Here is an 18805-nt window from a genome sequence, read left to right on the forward strand (position 1 = left end):
CTTTTTAAACCATGCAGAACAGCATTAAAAGTGCGGTAATCACGGTAATTAGCCCACAGCCAACCAAACGCCAACACCCATCATTAGTGAGCCAGCAATACGATTCATCAAGCGTACATTGCCGCTTTTCTGCAAAAAGTGACGCAGCGTGCGACCACCACTTGCGTAAAGCAACAAACAACCGAATTCCGTCATCAAGATAATGCCGATGAGCACAGCGAGCTGCGGGGGCATCGCTAACTGAGGGTTAATAAATGGCGGAAGCAACGATACCATGAACGCCCAGCCTTTCGGGTTCGCAATCGCGGTCACAAAGCCCTGCATCGCTAAAGAGAATGGAGACGTGTTGGTGCTAACTGACAAATCATCAGGAATAGCCATTTTCCCTTTGGACAGCCACATTTGAATACCCAAATAGAATAGGTATGCGCCACCCAAATACTTAAGCACTGCAAACAGGCTTGGATAGTTCAACATGATTGCCGCCACACCGACCACTGAGGCTAGCGACACCAAGCCAACACCAATCAGCTCACCCCACATCATGTGCAGGCTTTTACGAACACCAATACTCATTCCAAGCGTCATGGCGAACGTCATACACATCCCTGGGGTTACCGAGACAAAGAAAAAAGTAGGAATAAAGACCGCCAACATGGCGATATCAACAGCAGATGTCACGTCATCTCCAGACAAAAAGTGACTCAAAAGAAACGTAGTAGAAACTGAGACTGGATAAGCGTCAAGCGTAATTGTTGCGACAAAAAAGCCTCCGTTGTTTGGAGGCTTTTTTTAGGCTATTTCTTAACCGTAAACGATGTCTGGTAACCATGTTGCTAAGGTAGGCCAGTAGGCCAATAGCCCCAACATCACCAATTGAATCAAAATGAAAGGCAACACGCCACGATAGATATCCATGGTTGATATGGAATCCGGTGCCACACCTCGCAAGTAGAACAGCGAGAAGCCAAATGGCGGCGTTAAGAATGACGTTTGAAGGTTCAACGCAATCATGATCCCCAGCCATACTGGGTCGACGCCCATGGTCAGCAGTATTGGCGCGACAATCGGGATAACCACGAAGGTAATCTCAATGAAGTCGAGGAAGAAGCCCAGTAGAAACAGTACCAACATCACCAACAACATAGCACCGAACACGCCACCCGGCAGGCTCATCAAGAAATCACGAACAATGTCATCACCGCCAAATCCGCGGAACACCAACGCAAACAAGGATGCGCCAATCAGGATCAAGAAGACCATGGCCGTCACTTCGGTGGTACTTCTCAGGACATCACGCAGAATCGACAGGCTGAACATACGTTTGCTGACAGCAAGAATAATGGCTCCCACCGACCCGACAGAAGCGGCCTCTGTCGGCGTTGCGATACCACCAAGAATTGAGCCCAGCACCAACACAATCAAAAGCACGGGTGGGAACAAAACGGTAAGTACCTGCATCCACAACTCTTTACTGACCTTTCTTTCTTCAGCAGGAATCGGCGGAACACGGTGCGGTTGGGTAATCGCAATCACAATCAAATAAACGATGTACATGCCGACGAGCATAAAGCCTGGGATCAACGCACCGAGAAAGAGATCGCCAACAGTGACGCTTTCTGGTGAGTAAATACCTTGGTCTAGCTGAGCTTGTTGATACGCCGAAGATATCACATCGCCGAGCAATACTAAGACGATGGAAGGTGGAATGATTTGTCCTAATGTGCCCGAGGCACAGATGATACCCGTAGACAGTTTTGGACAATAGCCACGCTTCATCATAGAAGGTAGCGACAGCAAACCCATGGTGACCACGGTTGCGCCCACAATGCCAGTACTTGCCGCCAGCAACATGCCCACAATGGTAACTGAAATGCCTAAGCCACCCGCAAGGCCACCAAACACTTGCCCCATGGTATCAAGCAAATCTTCTGCGATACGCGATTTCTCAAGCATGACTCCCATGAAAATAAACAAGGGAATCGCGACCAGTAATTCATTCGATAGCGTGCCTTGAATACGGTTCGGAATCGCTTCTAAAAAAGCAGGATCAAAGGTGCCGGTTATGCCGCCAATGAAGGCGAACAAGAGCGCCGAGCCACCAAGGGTGAACGCGACAGGGTAGCCGACCAGCAACACGCCAAAGGTAAACAGGAAAAGGAACAGGGCGAGGAATTCACTCATAGCGCGTGCTCCTCATCGTGTTCTTCAAGTTGTTTGGCAATATCTCGGTAACCAGTAATGGTCAGCACTGACTTCAGCGCTTCGGCGAATCCTTGAATAATCATAAGAACAGGCATCAGTAAGATACTGGTTTTAAAAAGGTACTTTGCATCTACCCCGCCCGCTTCTTGCGAGCCTTCCATGATTTGCCAAGACACGGAAACGTAATCCCAAGCGATGTAAAAAATGAAACTGCATGTTGGGAGCAATAAGAAGAGAAATCCGAGCAAATCGACCCATGCTTTTTTCTTGTCTGACATAGGGCGGTAAAAAATATCAACGCGAACATGAGCGCCTTTCAATAAGGCATATGCCGCGCCGAGCATGATGACGTAGTTATGGAAATAAAGGACAGATTCTTGCAAAAACACCGATCCAGAATTGAGCACATAGCGCATGACAACCACGACAAAGGTGATTAGCACGATGGCTAAGACGAACCAGGAAACAATGCGTCCCGTCCAATCACTAAAACGGTTGATCCCCTTAATAAGAGCGATCAATTGGGGAGAGGCGGTATTCATAGAGCTACTCTAACATCAGCCTGTTGGCTAAAATTGGAAAGAAAAAGAGGCGATTCAGAATCGCCTCTTAAAGGTTACTGCGGGTTACGTGCGTTCAGCATGGCTTGCTCTGAAATGGCATGCCAATCGATCGCTTGATCACGGAAGCCTTTGTAAGACTCGTAAACTTTCTTGCTGATTTCATCGACCTGCGCTTGCTCGGCAACCACTTCATCAGACAATACTTGAAGTTGTGACAGCACTTCTTTCGGGTACGGACGCAAATCCACATTGTGCTCGTTTACCAAGCTTTCCAACGCGGCATTGTTACGCGCAGTGAACTCAGCAATCATGTCCGCGTTCGCCACGCGTGTTGCTGCCAAAACGATAGCTTGCAAATCTTTTGGCAAGGCATCGAAGGCTTTTTTGTTGATCAGCGCTTCAAGGGTTGTGCCCGGCTCATGCCAACCTGGGTAGTAGTAGTATTTCGATGCTTTATGCAGACCAAATGCAAGGTCGTTGTATGGACCTACCCACTCAGTTGCATCAATGGCACCTGATTGCAGTGATGGGAAGATTTCGCCACCCGGTAACAGTACAGGTGTACCACCTGCGCGTTTCAGCACTTCGCCACCCAGACCAGGAATACGCATTTTCAGGCCTTCAAGGTCGCTGATGGTGTTGATTTCTTTGTTAAACCAACCGCCCATCTGAACGCCAGTGTTACCCGCAGGCATAGGAATAATGCCAAACGGTTCGTACGCTTCAGCCCAAAGCTCAAGACCGCCACCGCTGTAGATCCAGCCATTCATTTCTTGTGCAGTTAGACCAAAAGGTACTGCCGCGAAGAATTGACCTGCTGGCGCTTTGCCTTTCCAGTAGTAGCCTGCACCGTGACCCATTTCAGCCGTACCACGAGACACGGCATCAAACACATCCAGTGCGCCAACTAGCTCACCGGCACCGTATACTTTCACGTCCAAACGACCATCACTCATCTCGGTGATTAGCTCAGCAAGGTTGTTTGCACCTGTACCTAACCCAGGGAAGTTTTTCGGCCAAGTCGTTACCATTTTCCAATTGATTTTTTCCTGTGCTACTGGCTGAGCCTGCGCACTTGCTTCCTGCTTTTCTTCACCACAACCAGTTAGCAGCACACTGAGTGCAACTGCTGTTGCGGCAAGAAACGAACGACGTTTGTACATGAGAGTGATCTCCTTGCTTGGGAAAGGCGAAAGATATGGCAGTACTGAAGGTTTACATCTAAAAGTAGGTACTGCCTTACTAACACGATACTCATCAATCACACCGATGAGTTAATGGTTTGTTGCAATAACTTTACCTATTATCGCAGCCAGCAAGTAGTAAAAGGGCGAGGTTGTTTGAAGTTGGTCAAACAATGATCACTAGAAATCTAAACATCTGATAGATAACGGCCTCTGTGACCGACCAATAACGTGCTACGCCTCGTCAACCTTATCCCTGCGCGTTGTGTTTACATTTTTTTGGTAGAGACGAAAATGCCTTCCCACAGGAAGGCATGTCATCGTGTTTTTTGTCGAAACAAAAAACGTTTTCGCGTTAACTTAACGCATCTTTAAATGTCACCATATATCGGCAAATCAACGCATCTATCACCATCAAAGCCACAATGGTTAATCCTGCCATCGGGAATGCGATACACACCAAAACAACGCTGACAATTCCCACTTTCCAAAGCCCTGAATCTGCGAGTTTCGGTGGTGCCCCCAGCTTTCGCTGACCTACAGGGCGACGTTGCCACCACATTACGCCTCCCGTGATAGCGATCAGAATAAACGCCAAACAGAAGAATACATTTGCGACTTTGTTGATAATGCTTATGTCTCCCTGATGCAGCGCAATACCTGCCGCCATGGCTTTCGCGATGGTGTTGTAATCATTCCACGTGACGTCAGCGAGTACCTTTCCAGAATACTGATCAATGTGGGTGGTTCTGTCCTGCGTAGGATCGGTAATATCCCCGCTCATGGTGTTGGCTGATACCGTAAACACACCTGTTTCTGAGCGCGGAAAATTGAGTTTGTATTGCCCAAAACCCAACGCCTTCGCTTCACTCACAACACGATCGATACCGATTTGCTTGGCAGCTATTTCTGCTTTTTTAGCATTTCCTGCCGATGAACCCGAGGTGTTTTCCTCCCCGTGCACATGCACCTTGGATTCAGGTAACGGCGTCAGTTCAAGGTTCCACGGCATCTCTTCTTCTGAACCATGATTTAGCGCCTTGTGGTTAATGTCAGACACAGGCACATCATCCCATTTCTGGGCAGGAAAGCTGTTCCAAGGCTGCACGATTTTCGCGCCCCATACGCCCGCCCACGCCAAGCCACTCAGCACAAAAAAGAGAAGCACAATAGACAGGATGCCACCCATGTTGGCATGAAGGTCACGCAGTAAAACTCTTGACCCACTGTCAGTGCGAATTTTCAGAAAACCAGCACGGCGCGCATTGTCGTTGGGTAGCCAAAGATATATCCCCGACACCAAGAGAATCACCGTCAGGCTAGCGGCAATCTCGATTAAATAATCGCCCACATCACCGATCAATAAGGTGCCGTGAATGTCGTTCGCCAATTGATACCAACTGTCGCTGCGATCAATCGTGCCAGTGATGTCTGCGTTGTAAGGATTCACCAGTACAAACCGCGTCGATTCATCAGCCATGGTGACGGAAAATCGGTTAGCGACGTCAGAAGAAGTCGCTGGCACAAACTGCGTTACCGTGCCATCAGGATACGCCTGTTGCACAGCCTCTAATTGCGCAGATAGGGGCAACGGTTCTTGAGATGGATACGTGCTAGGGTTGACCGACAGCACCTCGCCATATCGCACCGCTTCAATTTCATCATCAAACAGCATGATGAAACCGGTAACACTTAGCATCAGCATAAAAGGGATAACGAATAACCCTGAGTAGAAGTGCCAGCGCCAAGTGAGAAAATAACGGGATTTTTGCTTCGCCAGTGTGTCTAGAGGATTGTTACTGGGGTTAGAAATAACCATGAATCATTCCTTTTTTCATGCGCGACCTCACCGCACTTCTTAAGCATCATTGAGATGCACCGAAAAACGCAGTGACATTGCATTTTGACTTTACGTTTGGGTATAAGCCCTTGTTGTTTTTATGCGGTATTTAAGCAAGGAGGAATGAAGGTGGCGCTCGGGTCACAGGCAGCTCAAACCGAATCCTTTTTACGAAGTACGGATAGGATTCAAGCGCGATTTCAGAGCTACGTGTATAAACCGGATTGAAAGAAAGCGAGTGATGATGAAAGGAAGAAAAATGGCTGAATGGGCAAGGCTTACTGCTGTGCGTTTTGGAGGTTTCCCCCTCTTCGACTTGCACCAACTCAAAGCCATTCACGGTGCAAAGTGTCGCCCACACGCCCGCACTGCTGCCGTGTGCGTTAATCACCGGCATCAAAGAAACAAGCAGCCAACTCAAGGTGCTCGCGCAGAGCATTGCACGCTTAAACGACTTATTGTGTGCTAAATAGGCAGTTAACGTCATATTCACCATTCATATGAAATTAACCCGATACCTTACTGTAAAAGCGACGTTAACGACGTGCTTCAGTGCAAAAACTAAGCAGTTGGTTCACGAACAACAGAAATTTAATTACAAACCGTTCTGGTTTGGGTATTTCTATAGGGCCTTCCCAGTAAACGTCCTGCCTTACTCGGCTTTTATTAAGACATTGTCTTCGAGCTTCCCTCAAAACACACCAAGAAAACCACCCAAATAACCGTATAGACGTCTAGCCGTAAAAATATCTATTGACTTGTCGTTCGACTATAAATAGCATCAAATTCCATAGTGAAGAACAAAAGCAACGATTATCACTACATTTTAACGATTATTTAACACGATTTTGTCCAGGATGGCTTATGATCGAAATTAGTCAGGTTAATAAAGAATTCAAACAGGGCGTGAAAACGATTCATGCTTTGCGTGATATTGACCTTCACATTCCAAAGGGCAGAATTTTTGGGGTTATCGGCGCATCTGGCGCAGGTAAAAGTACCTTGATTCGTATTGTTAACTTGTTGGAGCGACCAACAAGTGGGAATGTCAACGTCGATGGCGTAGAACTCACCACCCTTTCAGCGTCTGAGCTGACACGTGAGCGCCAGAAGATCGGCATGATCTTCCAGCACTTTAATCTCCTCTCTTCTCGCACCGTGTTTGATAACGTCGCGTTACCTCTTGAACTCGCAGGTAAAGACCACGCGCATATCCAAAACAAAGTGACAGAGTTACTTGAGTTGGTTGGCCTAGAAGATAAACGCTCCAGCTATCCTGCAAATTTAAGTGGCGGACAAAAGCAACGCGTTGCCATTGCTCGCGCACTCGCCAGTGACCCAAAAGTCCTGCTATGCGACGAGGCCACCAGCGCCTTAGATCCTGCCACCACCCATTCAATTTTGAATCTGCTGCAGACGATTAATCAGAAGTTGGGTTTAACCATCTTGCTGATCACCCATGAAATGGATGTGGTAAAGCGCATCTGTCATGAAGTGGCAATTATCGGCGATGGCAAACTGGTAGAAAAAGGCACGGTCGGCGATATTTTCGCCCACCCAAAAACCGAACTTGCCCGCGACTTTATTCGCGCCACCCTGAACCTGTCGATTCCTCAAGATTATGCAGCGCGACTGCAAACTGAAAACACAGGGGATCTGCCGCCATTAGTTCGCCTTGAATTTACCGGCACCAGCGTGGATGCCCCACTGGTAAGCCAAGTTTCGCGCAAGTTCAATATCGATGTGAGCATTTTAAGCGCCGACATGGATTACGCTGGCGGCGTGAAATTCGGCCTCATGCTGGCAGAGTTTTTCGGTGATGCTCCAGATGTCACACGCGCATTGGATTACTTAAAAGAACACAACGTCAACATAGAGGTGCTTGGTTATGTCGCTTAATATTGCTGCCATTTCTGGCTGGTTCGCGGAAAACGAACGCCTCGTTAGCTTATTGATTGATGCGCTCGGCCAAACCCTCACCATGGTGTTTGTCTCTGGTTTCATTGGCTTTGTGTTTGGTATTCCTTTAGGCGTCTTGCTTCATCTGTCCAAACCCCGTGGTTTGCTGGAAAACAAGCTACTTAATCGCAGCCTAGGGGCCGTGGTGAACATTGGTCGCTCTATCCCCTTCATCATATTACTGGTTGCCATCATTCCGTTTACTCGCCTTGTGGTGGGTAGCTCGATAGGTACAGCCGCAGCCATCGTGCCTTTGATTGTTGGTGCCATCCCTTTCATTGCCCGTCTTGTCGAAGGTGCGCTGATTGAAGTGCCTTCAGGTCTTGTTGAGGCGGCGCAAGCAATGGGGGCAACCCCGCTGCAAATTATTCGCAAGGTTCTCTTGCCCGAGGCGCTACCCGGCATTGTGAACAGCGTAACGATCACCTTGGTCACGCTGGTTAGCTATTCGGCGATGGCTGGCGCGGTAGGCGGCGGTGGCCTGGGCGATGTTGGCATTCGCTATGGATACCAGCGCTTTGACGGCACCGTCATGATGATCACCATTGTCATGCTCGTCATATTGGTTCAACTGATTCAGTCGGCGGGTGATTACTTCGTTAAACGCGTCGACCACAGATAAATCTAGAAAATCAAAAAAATAATGGAAATTTAAGCTCATAGGAGATGCGCAAATGACGTTCAATCTTAAAAAAATCGCCACCGCTCTAGGTTTGGCTTCGGCACTGGCATTAACTGGCTGTGGTGAAGAAAAGGCCATTGACCTGACCAAAGTAAAAATCGGCGTGATGGCGGGTGCAGAAGAGCAAGTAGCAGAAATCGCTGCAAAAGTGGCCAAAGAAAAATACGACTTAGACGTGGAACTGGTGACGTTTACAGATTACGTTTCACCGAATGCGGCGCTGGAAGAAGGTGCGATCGACGCCAATGCTTTCCAGCACAAGCCTTACTTGGACCAGCAAATCAGCGACCGCGGTTACAAATTCACTATCGCAGGTAACACCTTGGTTTACCCAATTGCGGGTTACTCAAACACCGTGACTTCTGTTGAGCAAATCCAAGATGGCGCACAGATCGCGGTACCTAACGATCCAACCAACCTAGGCCGTTCTTTGATTCTTCTTGAAGAGCAAGGCTTGCTAACACTTAAAGATGGCGTCGGCCTTCAAGCGACCGTTCTTGATATCGTGGGCAACCCAAAGAACTTGGACATTGTTGAGCTAGAAGCCGCGCAACTTCCGCGTTCACTGGACGACGTAACGTTGGCGATCATCAACAACACATACGCGGCGACTATCGGTCTTTCACAAGAAAAAGACGGTGTATTCGTTGAAGACAAAGAATCTCCGTACGTGAACCTGATTGTGGCTCGTGCAGACAATGTGAAAGCGCAGAACGTTCAGCAGTTCGTTCAAGCTTACCAGTCAGACGCTGTCTTTAGCGCTGCGATGGACATCTTCGACGGTGGTGCGGTGAAAGGCTGGTAATCTTCCTTCTCTGCTATCCAACGCCTAAGCCTGTGCTCGTCACAGGCTTTTCTTTTTTTCTAATACTGGCATCTATTTAACCGCCGTGGTATCAACACTCAATAACGGCATAACCACTGCCAACTCATATCTTGTTAACTGAGCGAATATGGATATTCTCGCAACCTTTGGCCTGTTCATAGGCTCACTCATAGCCAATACATTGGCCTCTCTTGCTGGCGGAGGCGCTGGGTTGCTGCAACTGCCGCTTCTGCTGTTTCTCGGGCTCACATTTTCAGTGGCACTCGCCACACATAAAGTCGCGTCTGTGGCACTTGGCTTAGGCGCGGCAATAAAGCACTGGAAAAGTGGCAACCTCGACCCTGCACTGACTCTCTATGTGGTGTTAGCTGGGGCTGCAGGGGTTGTTGCAGGCGCTAACCTTATCCTGTTCGTGCCCGGCCCTATGGCAGAAGCCCTGCTGGGGGCGCTGATCATTGCGCTTGGTCTCTATTCCCGAATGCGAAAAACCTTGGGGCAAGAAGCTGAGCCTAAACATCGCGACACCTTAGGCTTGGTCATTGGCTGCATCGGGTTGAGTGTCATTGGCATACTCAATGGCTCTTTAACAGCAGGTACTGGGCTTTTCGTTACCCTCTTTTTGGTGCGATGGTTCGGTTTAGACTACAAGCAGGCGGTGGCGCTGACCTTGGTCAGCGTGGGCATCTTTTGGAATGGGTTGGGTGCGGTAACACTCGCTGTCGCCGGTGCCGATATCTATTGGCCTTGGATACCCGCACTGCTGGTTGGGTCGTTACTCGGCGGATACTTGGGCGCTTACATGGCTGACAAGTACAGCAATCAATTGATCAAAGTGGCCTTTGAATGGCTTACGTTCGCTGTCGGATTAAAACTGCTTTGGAGCGCATGGTAAGGAACATCATGAACAAAATGAATATCGATATTTATTACTGCCGTCAGTGCAACTGGATGTTGCGTTCAGCATGGATGGCGCAAGAACTACTTTCTACCTTCAGCGAAGAAATTGGCTGCTTAGCACTTCACCCTGATACAGGAGGCCGCTTTGAAATCCATTGTAACGGTGAAGTCATTTGGGAACGAAAACGAGATGGCGGCTTTCCCGAAGCCAAAATCCTGAAACAACGCGTACGTGATGTGTTCGACCCTGAGCGAGATTTAGGCCATAACGATCGCTAAAAACGCGAGGCAAGTGTTGGCCTAATCCGCCAACATGCCATACATCACGATGCTGTTATAACTGACCACGCCCAGTACCTTGCCGTTATCAATCACTGGGGCACGACTAATGCCGAATCGCTCAAACAGTCTGGCGCAGTACTTCACATTCATATCAGGCGAGACACCCAAAGCAGGTTTCGTCATGATTTCGTAGATGTTTACACGTTCTGGTGACTTGTTCTGCGACAAGACTTTTTTCGCAATATCATTCATCAACACCAAGCCGTATTCGTCATTTTCGTCACGCTTGTTTACCACTAGCGCTTTGATGTGCTTATCACGTGCAATGCGAATGGCTTCTGCAACGGTAATTAGCCCATCAACCACGGCAAAATCGTCTTTCATTACGTCACCGACGCGCTTCAATATTTTCATAACTCATCCTCAATCACACTACTCAATTCTTGAACCTGATGGGCCACACCCACCGCATCCTCGATATCCAGTTGTACAGCTATTCCTTTGCCGGACGTCGCATCAAACTCTCCCACTTCATTGATGGTTTCGAGAATACTGCGCGCTAAATGCTCTTCCACCACAAACAACAACACATCTCGCTGCACGTCTAGGGTTAAGCCAAAGAAGGTTTTCTGCTTGGTGAGCCCTTCACCTCGCGCATTGTTAATTACGGTCGCGCCCGTTGCTCCTGCCTTTCTTGCTGCATCAAGCACCGCATCGGTTTTTGAATCTTCAATGAAAGCGACAATCAATTTGAATCGCATTATGGTTCCCTCGTTTCTTTTTGAGCCGATCCGCGCTTTGCCGACCACTCGGTTAACTGGGCATACCCCATGACAGTAATCATTGGGAACAAGCTGGCAAACGCTATCAATCCAAACCCATCAATAAGTGGGCTTCTGCCCGGAACAGTCGATGCAAGACCAAGGCCAAGCGCTGTGACCAAAGGCACCGTTACCGTTGATGTTGTGACACCGCCAGAGTCATACGCCAACGGCACAATAAACTTTGGCGCGTAGAAGGTTTGGCACACCACCAAGACGTAACCCGCAATGATGTAGTAGTGGATAGGGTCACCTGCAACAATGCGATAGCACCCAAGAGAAATCCCCATCGACACACCCAGCGCCACCGAAAATCGTAGCCCGTTAACACTGATAGCGCCGCCAGACACTTGTGCCGCTTTAATCGCAACCGCAATCAAGGAAGGCTCTGCGACCGTGGTACTAAAACCAATGGCGGCAGCAAAAAGGTATACCCAGTAGTAATGATGCCATTCCACAACGCTTGGCATGACTGCGCCTTCGCCGTATAAAAACGCTGGTGCAGTAAGCTGAATCGCCATCGATTCACCCAGCGGGAACAAGGCCATTTCGAGCCCCATCAAAAACAAAGACAGCCCTAAAATAACGTAGGCGAAACCAAAAACGATTTTCTTTAGGTTGACCACAGGTTTGCGCAAAACCGCAAACTGAAAGCCGAAAATAATACAGACGATCGGAAATACATCCCGGACCGTCGAAAGTAAGGTGTCGAAAAAGGTAGGGATGAGGGAAAGGAGTAGGGTCATACCGCCACCATCCCGTAAACCATCACAAATATCATCGGAGACAGGGAGGCAAAGGCGATCAAACCAAAGCCATCAATCATTGGGTTTCGGCCTTTAATCACGGTGGCTAAACCAACGCCTAATGCTGTCACAAGCGGCACGGTAATGGTGGATGTAGTGACACCACCGGAGTCATAGGCAATGCCAATAATATAGCGCGGCGCAACCATGGTCATCGCCACCACCAGCATGTAGCCACCAATGATAATGCGATGAATAGGCCAGCCTTTGAGTATGCGCAGTACCCCGAGCATGATCGCGAAGCCTACCGACAATGCCACCGTGATTCTTAGCCCATTGGCGTAGGAAGATTGCGACTCTTCGTCCATTGTAATAATTCCGCCTTCTGCCGCGACCTCTGCGGCTTCTGCGGCAACAGCGGTCAATGCGGGTTCAGCAATCGTGGTGCCAAAACCCAACAAAAATGCAAAGACCATTAGCCAAAATACGCTGCCTTTTTTGGCCAGCGCATGAGCCATTGATTCCCCAATAGGAAATAAGCCCATTTCCAAACCAAAAACAAAAAACGTCAAACCCATCACTACAAGGACGAGCCCTACGACAATAGAGATCCAATCTGGCAACGGCTGTTGCAAGACAATAACCTGAAAAAAACCGATGACTAAGATGATAGGCAGCAAATCCTTCAAGCTTCCTAACATAGCGGTCAGTAATGCAGTAATTCCCTTCACACACTCTCCAAGCGAGCAGATTCAGGCAATGAGATAGCCAAAATCACGAGCGGTAAATCAAAATAAAAAGACGGTAATGTTACCAACCCTCTTTATAACCCTGTTCCACTGTACAGAAATTTTCCATTCCACAATGTCTATAGGGTGATAAAGGTAACAAGGTTTTATTTAAAATCGGAATCACGATCGTTTATGTCCCTAAACTACCTGAAGATGCTCAATTTCCAGTTACTTGGGGATATAGTGATCATTTAACCAATTGAATGCATACTCAATCTTATCGCTCATAGAATGGACAAATCTCATGCATATTCTTGTTACTGGGGGAACGGGCTTAATTGGCCGCGTACTCGTTGCTCAATTAGAACACCATCAGGTGACCGTATTGACGCGATCACCTGAAAGCGCCCAGAAGATCTTGCCAAGCGGTGTTCGCTTTATCCGAGATTTGGATGAGTTGAGCGATTTCAGTGAGGTGGATGCGGTCATCAATCTTGCGGGAGAACCCATCGTCGACAAACGCTGGAGCGAGCAGCAAAAAGGCATTATTTGTTCAAGCCGCTGGGGGATCACGGAGAAAATCGTCAAACGAATTTTGGCAGCAGACAAGCCTCCGCATACCTTCATCAGTGGTTCTGCTGTTGGTTATTACAGCGACCAAGGCGATACGATCGTCGATGAAACTCTAAAAGTCGATTCAACAGACTTTGCCCATGCGGTGTGCGCGAACTGGGAAAAAATCGCGAAGAGAGCGCAGTCCAACAAAACGCGCGTTTGTCTTCTTCGAACGGGCATTGTGTTAAGCAAAGAAGGCGGCGCACTGAAAAAAATGCTCTTGCCTTATCAGCTAGGTCTGGGCGGGCCTATCGGTGATGGGAGTCAGTATTTTCCTTGGATCCACATTAGAGACATGGTGTCCGGCATTCTTTTTCTTCTTAATAACGAAAAAATGCAAGGCCCCTTCAACCTCACAGCGCCCAACCCGGCCACGAATAAAGCGTTCAGTAAGGCACTGGCTTCAACGCTGAAGCGCCCTCACCTGCTATTTACCCCCAAATTTGCCATCTCTTTAATGCTGGGTGAAGCTGGTCAGCTTCTTTTAGAAGGCCAACGCGCCGTGCCTCGCACACTCGAAGATAACGGGTTTACTTTTGAATTCCCCGACCTCCCTTCGGCATTGGAAGATTTGCTGAGGTAAACCTATACCCATCGGCAAATAAAAAGGCACGTGAGTCACGTGCCTTTTGGTCTGTCAGTGCAGCTACCCTTAGCGTTTGAGCGGTTCTAGTAACCCTCGGATCATCCAAGCGACCGTCAAGAATACCAACCCTACCGCCAACGTCGGCAGCACCAGCCACACTTCAGGGTGAAGGCGAACAGGCAATTCGACGCCCCATTTAAGCAATGCCGCCATCGCTAACTCCGCACCACCCACCGCCATACAACCCGAGACTAACGCCATGATGCCGTATTCCGCCCACAAGGTAGTATTGATACGCTTCTTGCTTGCACCTAAGGTGCGATAGAGCATGATTTCACGCTGACGCTCCGCAAGCGTAATGCGCAACAGCGTGAGAAGAAGTAACAAACCACTCACCACAGCAAGACCCGCCAACACTGACAACGACAAGCTCACCTGACTGAGAATCGCTTGAATACGACTGCTCATGGCGCGTAAATCCAATAAGGTGACGGTTGGGTAGTCACGCCCAAGTCCATTTAATATGTCACTCTGCGCTTGCTCTAACCGGAAACTGATCAACCAATTCGCAGGGAGTGTTTCCACCAGTTCAGGGTCAAAAATAAAATAGAAGTTAGGCTTCATATTTCGCCATTCAACATCGCGAATCGAATTGATGGTCGCGGTAAACTCCTGACTGTTAACACTAAAGGTTAACTCATCCCCCAAACGTAACCCTAAACGCTGGGCAATGCCCTCTTCGACCGACACGCCACCTTCACTAGGCCAACTGCCTTGCAACAATTCATTATGGCTCGGCAAAGTATCACGCCACGTAAAATTCAATTCACGACGCAGCGCTTCATCACGCTCTTCGCGATTGGGCGTTAACTCTGCATAGTTTTGACCATTTAAACCGATCAGCCTGCCACGAATAATAGGGTATGCTTCCGAGCGCTCTATGTTGTTTTCATCGATACGGGAGACATAATCCCCCAGCTCTTGCTTGGCAATGTTCAATGCGAACACATTTGGCGCATTTGGTGGCAGAGTTTGTTGCCAATCTTCCAACAAATCTGTTCTCAATAGCCAAATAATCGACAACAACATGAACGAGGTCGCCAAGGCACCGAGTTGCGCCCCACTGGAGGCTGGATTACGGGTAATACGACTTAACGCTAGCTTGAAGGCAGGACGTTTTACCCGCTTTTGCGCAAAGCGCAATACCATCACACCCAAGCCTGCGAGTAAACTTAGCATGAGCACCAATGCCGCTAAGACTAGCCACAGCAAGCGATTGTCATAAGACCACGCCACCAAGGCCAGTACAGGCACAGCCGTAAGTAGCCAGCTCCATGGGTTTTTACGAGCACGTACTTTGCTTTGTGCTTGGAGCACGCTCATTGCGGGCGCTTCAACAAGGCGAATCAATGGAATACCTAACGCAGGCAAAGCGACAAGTAACGCCACAAGAGGGCCTAAAACCCACGGCAGGATCCCATAACTGGGCAACGGCGAAGGCAGGACATCAGCCAGCGGTAAACGCAGCAAAAACTCCAGACCAGCGCCCACTCCCAGCCCTAAAACAGTTGCCATCAACATGAGCATCAATAGCTGTCTTGATAGCCAGCGTCGAACCCATGATCGCTGGGCCCCTAGACTTTTCACCATCGCCAAGGTTTGCGTTCGGCTATCGACGTAATGCTGACAAGTCAGTAGCAAAGTCGCTGCCGCCATGATGATCACTAACACGACAGTTAAGGACAAATACCCGCGACTGCGATCTAGCATATCTCCCGTGCGGTCACCGTCGTTTTCATCAATCCAACGTTGCCCTTCATCAAGCGTATAACTCGCCTTTACGGCGGCTAGCTCACTGTCTTCTCCTCGGAAGAAGTAACGATAACTGACACGGCTACCTGGACGCACCACACCAGAGGCATCCACATCACTCTGGTGAATCAATGCCGCGGGCATTTGGCTGAACGGGTTAAAGGACAGCTCAGGCTCTGAGACAATCATGCCTGACACGGTCAAGGTAACATCACCAACGTCTACCGTGTCGCCGCGCTCAACCTCTAACAATGAGAATAAGCGCTCTTCCAACCACAACTCCCCCGGCTGAACCTTGTCACGCAGTTCAGCTTCGCTTTGAAGTTCTAGTGCACCGCGAAGTGGGTAATTGCTTTCAACCGCCTTCACGCTGATCAGTTGCATGCTGTTATCACTAAACGCCATGGTGCCGAAACGCGTTTGATCCGATGATTCTGCGCCAGTGGCATCAAGCTGAGTCAGGATTTCAGGGGCGAGCGGTTGATTGCTACGCAGCACCAAATCGGCTGCCAGCATGGTTCTACCTTGCTGAGTCAAAACGGATTCTATCCGCCCAGCTAAAGCTGAAAGCGCAAAAACACACGCAATAATAAGCGCGAGTGCAGCAACGATAGGCCAAAGCTGCCCATGGAATAATTCGCGCCAAGCCCAGCGCCAAACCAAGGTTTTTCTCATGCAGCCTCCACCATCTCGCCAGCATTGAGATGTAAGGTGCGATGGCAACGCTCCGCCAACGCGGGATCATGGGTCACGAGAATTAACGTCGTCCCATGATCTCGGTTCAATGAGAACAGAAGATCGATCACTGTCGCCGCCGTGTGTTGGTCAAGGTTACCTGTGGGTTCATCCGCAAACAGAACCTGCGGTTTTGTCATGAATGCACGAGCGATAGCGACGCGCTGTTGCTCACCGCCTGAAAGCTGGGATGGCAAATGGGTTTCTCTCCCGGTTAGGCCAACAGAAGCAAGCAGTGACATTCCTCGCTCTTCATCCTCGTCTTCACCACGAATGGTACAAGGCAGAAGTACATTTTCGAGCGCAGTCAAAGAAGGGACGAGCAGGAAGCTTTGGAAAACAAAGCCAATGGATTCGGCACGCAATGCAGCTCGCGCATCATCATCCAATTGGCTAAGAGGTTGCCCTAATAACTCAATTTCACCCGTACTTGGCGTGTCCAATCCCGCAAGCAGTGTCATCAGCGTCGATTTACCCGCCCCTGAAACCCCAACCAAAGCAATACTTTCCCCCTGCTCGACCTGAAGCGAAACATCCTGCAGAATGGTCAGAGACTGCGTATTCGTCGTCACCTTTTTTGAAACATTACTGGCCCTGATCACTGGAGTTGTCATGATTCGCATCCTTTCTTTCTGTCTTTTAATTCTGAGTCAAAGCGCCACGGCTCAGACGCTGCTTGTGTTGGGTGACAGCCTGAGCGCAGGCTATCAAATGGCCATTGAGAAAAGCTGGCCATCATTGATGGAACCGAAATTGGCCTCTTCTAGCCCAATAACGCGCGTGATTAACGCCAGCATTTCTGGCGACACGAGTGGCAACAGCCTAGACCGTTTTCCTGCTCTGCTTGAGCAACATCAACCTAACTGGGTATTTATTGAACTAGGCGCAAATGATGGATTGCGAGGCTTCCCGCCCAAACAAATACGTAGCAACTTGGCCAAATTGATCAGTCTTAGTCAGGGAAATGGCGCGAACGTTGCCATTATGCAGATCCAGATCCCACCTAACTATGGTCAAAGATACAGCAAGGCCTTTGCCGATATCTATCCATCTCTAAGTAAAGATATGCAAATCCCACTCATTCCCTTTTTTATGGAAAAAGTCGTACTCACTGATGGCTGGATGATGTCTGATGGTCTTCACCCGAAAGACATCGCCCAACCATGGATAGCTGAATTTGTGACTGAGCAACTTCTCCCTCATCTGAACAAACAAGGATAGTAAAAACAATGACAAAAACGGTTTTGGTGACAGGATGCTCATCTGGTATCGGCTACGTGTGTGCCCACGCATTGGCAAAAGAAGGCTTTGATGTGATTGCGTCATGCCGAAAAAGTGAGGATGTCGCGCGACTAAATGCCGAAGGGTTGTACTGTATTCAGCTGGATTTGGCCGATACCAACAGCATTCTTACTGCCGTGGAGGCAGTAAGAGAATACACAGGAGGTAAACTCTTTGGGCTATTCAACAACGGCGCTTATGGTCAGCCAGGTGCATTGGAAGACTTGCCCACAGATGCACTTCGGAAACAATTTGAAACTAATTTTTTTGGTTGGCACACCCTAACGCAAGCTGTGATTCCCATGATGATGGAAAACGGCGCGGGACGAATCGTACAGAACAGTTCTGTGTTAGGTTTCGTCGCCCTGAAATTCCGTGGCGCTTATAACGCCAGCAAGTTCGCTGTTGAAGGTTGGACAGACACACTGCGATTGGAACTTGCGGGCACGCCAATACAAATTAGCCTCATTGAACCCGGCCCGATTGAAAGTCGCTTTCGTGCCAATGCGCTTGACGCCTTTTATCAAGCCATAAATATTAACAATAGTCGCTTTGAAAGTGATTACCGTGCCCAGCAATCTCGCATGGAAAGCGAACATTCCACCAACAAGTATACTCTTCCTTCAGAAGCGATTATTGCACCGTTACTGCATGCGCTAACCGCACCAAGAGCGAAAATTCGCTATCGAGTAACAAAGCCAACGCACTATATGGCTCTGTGCAAAAGGCTGCTTCCTTCACGAATGCTTGACCGCGTTTTAGCCAAAGGAGGCTAATGGTCGAATGGATCCCAAAAAAATGCATAAAAACAATTTTGTCAGGTTCATAGTTTTGTCATAAAGCCTTGGTAAGCTGTTCCTTGTACCGTGAAACACCTGCCCTAACCTTCTACTTCAGTGTGATGTGTGTCGGATCAGGCCGTGAACGGGGACGAAAACAAAAACAATAATTCCCCTCAAGGAGCCGGACTATGTCCTTAAGTCAATTGAACTGGCTCTGTCTGAGTGTAACGCTGGCGATATTGCTTGTGTTCTAAGTCA

General features: G+C 48.8%; 20 protein-coding genes. 8 read left to right on the forward strand and 12 right to left on the reverse strand.

All coding sequences use genetic code 11. The features are described from left to right. Positions 1 to 48: 48 nt before the first annotated feature. The 6 genes from LRP50_RS14800 to LRP50_RS14825 all read right to left on the reverse strand — a co-directional run bounded on the left by LRP50_RS14800 (position 49) and on the right by LRP50_RS14825 (position 6279). Positions 49 to 657 (reverse strand): LysE family translocator, encoded by a 609-nt coding sequence (locus LRP50_RS14800; protein WP_420791227.1) that lies wholly within the window; start codon positions 655 to 657, stop codon positions 49 to 51. Positions 658 to 804: 147 nt separating this feature from the next. Further along, positions 805 to 2184, reverse strand: a complete 1380-nt coding sequence (locus tag LRP50_RS14805) for a TRAP transporter large permease (RefSeq protein ID WP_274165229.1) — start codon at positions 2182 to 2184, stop codon at positions 805 to 807. Continuing rightward, positions 2181 to 2747 (reverse strand): TRAP transporter small permease subunit, encoded by a 567-nt coding sequence (locus tag LRP50_RS14810; RefSeq protein ID WP_274165230.1) that lies wholly within the window; start codon positions 2745 to 2747, stop codon positions 2181 to 2183. Before LRP50_RS14810 ends, LRP50_RS14805 begins: the two co-directional genes overlap by 4 nt. Before the next feature lie 74 nt (positions 2748 to 2821). Next, complete coding sequence (locus tag LRP50_RS14815; RefSeq protein WP_274165231.1) at positions 2822 to 3931, reverse strand: TRAP transporter substrate-binding protein; 1110 nt, start codon at positions 3929 to 3931, stop codon at positions 2822 to 2824. Positions 3932 to 4307: 376 nt separating this feature from the next. After that, positions 4308 to 5771: a PepSY-associated TM helix domain-containing protein gene (locus LRP50_RS14820; protein WP_274165232.1), complete on the reverse strand. Its 1464-nt coding sequence runs from the start codon at positions 5769 to 5771 to the stop codon at positions 4308 to 4310. Between the two features lie 130 nt (positions 5772 to 5901). Then, the gene (locus tag LRP50_RS14825; protein WP_274165233.1) at positions 5902 to 6279 is read right to left on the reverse strand and encodes a hypothetical protein; all 378 of its coding nucleotides are present in this window, start codon (positions 6277 to 6279) and stop codon (positions 5902 to 5904) included. Positions 6280 to 6656: 377 nt separating this feature from the next. Here LRP50_RS14825 and metN point away from each other — a divergent pair, with 377 nt between their 5' ends. From metN to LRP50_RS14850, 5 genes are all read left to right on the forward strand, one after another. After that, the gene (metN, locus tag LRP50_RS14830; protein WP_274165234.1) at positions 6657 to 7691 is read left to right on the forward strand and encodes a methionine ABC transporter ATP-binding protein MetN; all 1035 of its coding nucleotides are present in this window, start codon (positions 6657 to 6659) and stop codon (positions 7689 to 7691) included. After that, positions 7681 to 8373 carry a methionine ABC transporter permease gene (locus tag LRP50_RS14835; protein ID WP_274165235.1) on the forward strand — a complete coding sequence of 231 codons (693 nt, stop codon included), beginning with the start codon at positions 7681 to 7683 and terminating at the stop codon, positions 8371 to 8373. Before metN ends, LRP50_RS14835 begins: the two co-directional genes overlap by 11 nt. A 52-nt stretch (positions 8374 to 8425) precedes the next feature. Beyond that, positions 8426 to 9238 (forward strand): methionine ABC transporter substrate-binding lipoprotein MetQ, encoded by an 813-nt coding sequence (gene metQ, locus LRP50_RS14840; protein WP_274165236.1) that lies wholly within the window; start codon positions 8426 to 8428, stop codon positions 9236 to 9238. A 148-nt stretch (positions 9239 to 9386) separates the two neighbouring features. Further along, entirely contained in the window at positions 9387 to 10151 is a 765-nt protein-coding gene (locus LRP50_RS14845) for a sulfite exporter TauE/SafE family protein (RefSeq protein WP_274165237.1), read from the forward strand. Between the two features lie 8 nt (positions 10152 to 10159). Continuing rightward, on the forward strand, positions 10160 to 10435 hold the full coding sequence (locus tag LRP50_RS14850) for an Rdx family protein (protein WP_274165238.1): 276 nt from the start codon (positions 10160 to 10162) through the stop codon (positions 10433 to 10435). 21 nt (positions 10436 to 10456) lie between these two features. Here the strand turns inward: LRP50_RS14850 and LRP50_RS14855 are convergent, their stop codons facing one another. The 4 genes from LRP50_RS14855 to LRP50_RS14870 are packed head-to-tail and all read right to left on the reverse strand — an operon-like array spanning position 10457 to position 12736. After that, positions 10457 to 10852, reverse strand: a complete 396-nt coding sequence (locus tag LRP50_RS14855; protein WP_274165239.1) for a CBS domain-containing protein — start codon at positions 10850 to 10852, stop codon at positions 10457 to 10459. Next, on the reverse strand, positions 10849 to 11199 hold the full coding sequence (locus LRP50_RS14860) for a P-II family nitrogen regulator (RefSeq protein ID WP_274165240.1): 351 nt from the start codon (positions 11197 to 11199) through the stop codon (positions 10849 to 10851). Before LRP50_RS14860 ends, LRP50_RS14855 begins: the two co-directional genes overlap by 4 nt. After that, on the reverse strand, positions 11199 to 12005 hold the full coding sequence (locus LRP50_RS14865) for a DUF1538 domain-containing protein (RefSeq protein WP_274165241.1): 807 nt from the start codon (positions 12003 to 12005) through the stop codon (positions 11199 to 11201). Before LRP50_RS14865 ends, LRP50_RS14860 begins: the two co-directional genes overlap by 1 nt. Then, entirely contained in the window at positions 12002 to 12736 is a 735-nt protein-coding gene (locus LRP50_RS14870; RefSeq protein WP_274165242.1) for a DUF1538 domain-containing protein, read from the reverse strand. Before LRP50_RS14870 ends, LRP50_RS14865 begins: the two co-directional genes overlap by 4 nt. A 304-nt stretch (positions 12737 to 13040) precedes the next feature. On the opposite strand from LRP50_RS14870, the gene LRP50_RS14875 reads away from it, so the two are divergent. Beyond that, a complete protein-coding gene (locus LRP50_RS14875) occupies positions 13041 to 13934 on the forward strand; it encodes a TIGR01777 family oxidoreductase (protein WP_274165243.1) in 894 nt (297 codons plus the stop codon). 69 nt (positions 13935 to 14003) lie between these two features. Here LRP50_RS14875 and LRP50_RS14880 read toward each other — a convergent pair whose 3' ends face one another. Next, a complete protein-coding gene (locus tag LRP50_RS14880) occupies positions 14004 to 16424 on the reverse strand; it encodes an ABC transporter permease (protein WP_274165244.1) in 2421 nt (806 codons plus the stop codon). Continuing rightward, the gene (locus LRP50_RS14885) at positions 16421 to 17098 is read right to left on the reverse strand and encodes an ABC transporter ATP-binding protein (protein WP_274165245.1); all 678 of its coding nucleotides are present in this window, start codon (positions 17096 to 17098) and stop codon (positions 16421 to 16423) included. Before LRP50_RS14885 ends, LRP50_RS14880 begins: the two co-directional genes overlap by 4 nt. Between LRP50_RS14885 and LRP50_RS14890 the strand changes: the two genes are divergently transcribed. Both LRP50_RS14890 and LRP50_RS14895 read left to right on the forward strand, forming a co-directional pair. Next, a complete protein-coding gene (locus LRP50_RS14890) occupies positions 17097 to 17705 on the forward strand; it encodes an arylesterase (protein ID WP_274165246.1) in 609 nt (202 codons plus the stop codon). The two genes, LRP50_RS14885 and LRP50_RS14890, sit on opposite strands and share 2 nt — an antisense overlap. 8 nt (positions 17706 to 17713) lie before the next feature. After that, complete coding sequence (locus LRP50_RS14895; protein WP_274165247.1) at positions 17714 to 18541, forward strand: SDR family oxidoreductase; 828 nt, start codon at positions 17714 to 17716, stop codon at positions 18539 to 18541. Positions 18542 to 18805 lie beyond the last annotated feature (264 nt).

It is taken from the genome of Enterovibrio gelatinilyticus (assembly GCF_028683095.1).
Classification (GTDB): Bacteria; Pseudomonadota; Gammaproteobacteria; order Enterobacterales; family Vibrionaceae; genus Enterovibrio; species Enterovibrio gelatinilyticus.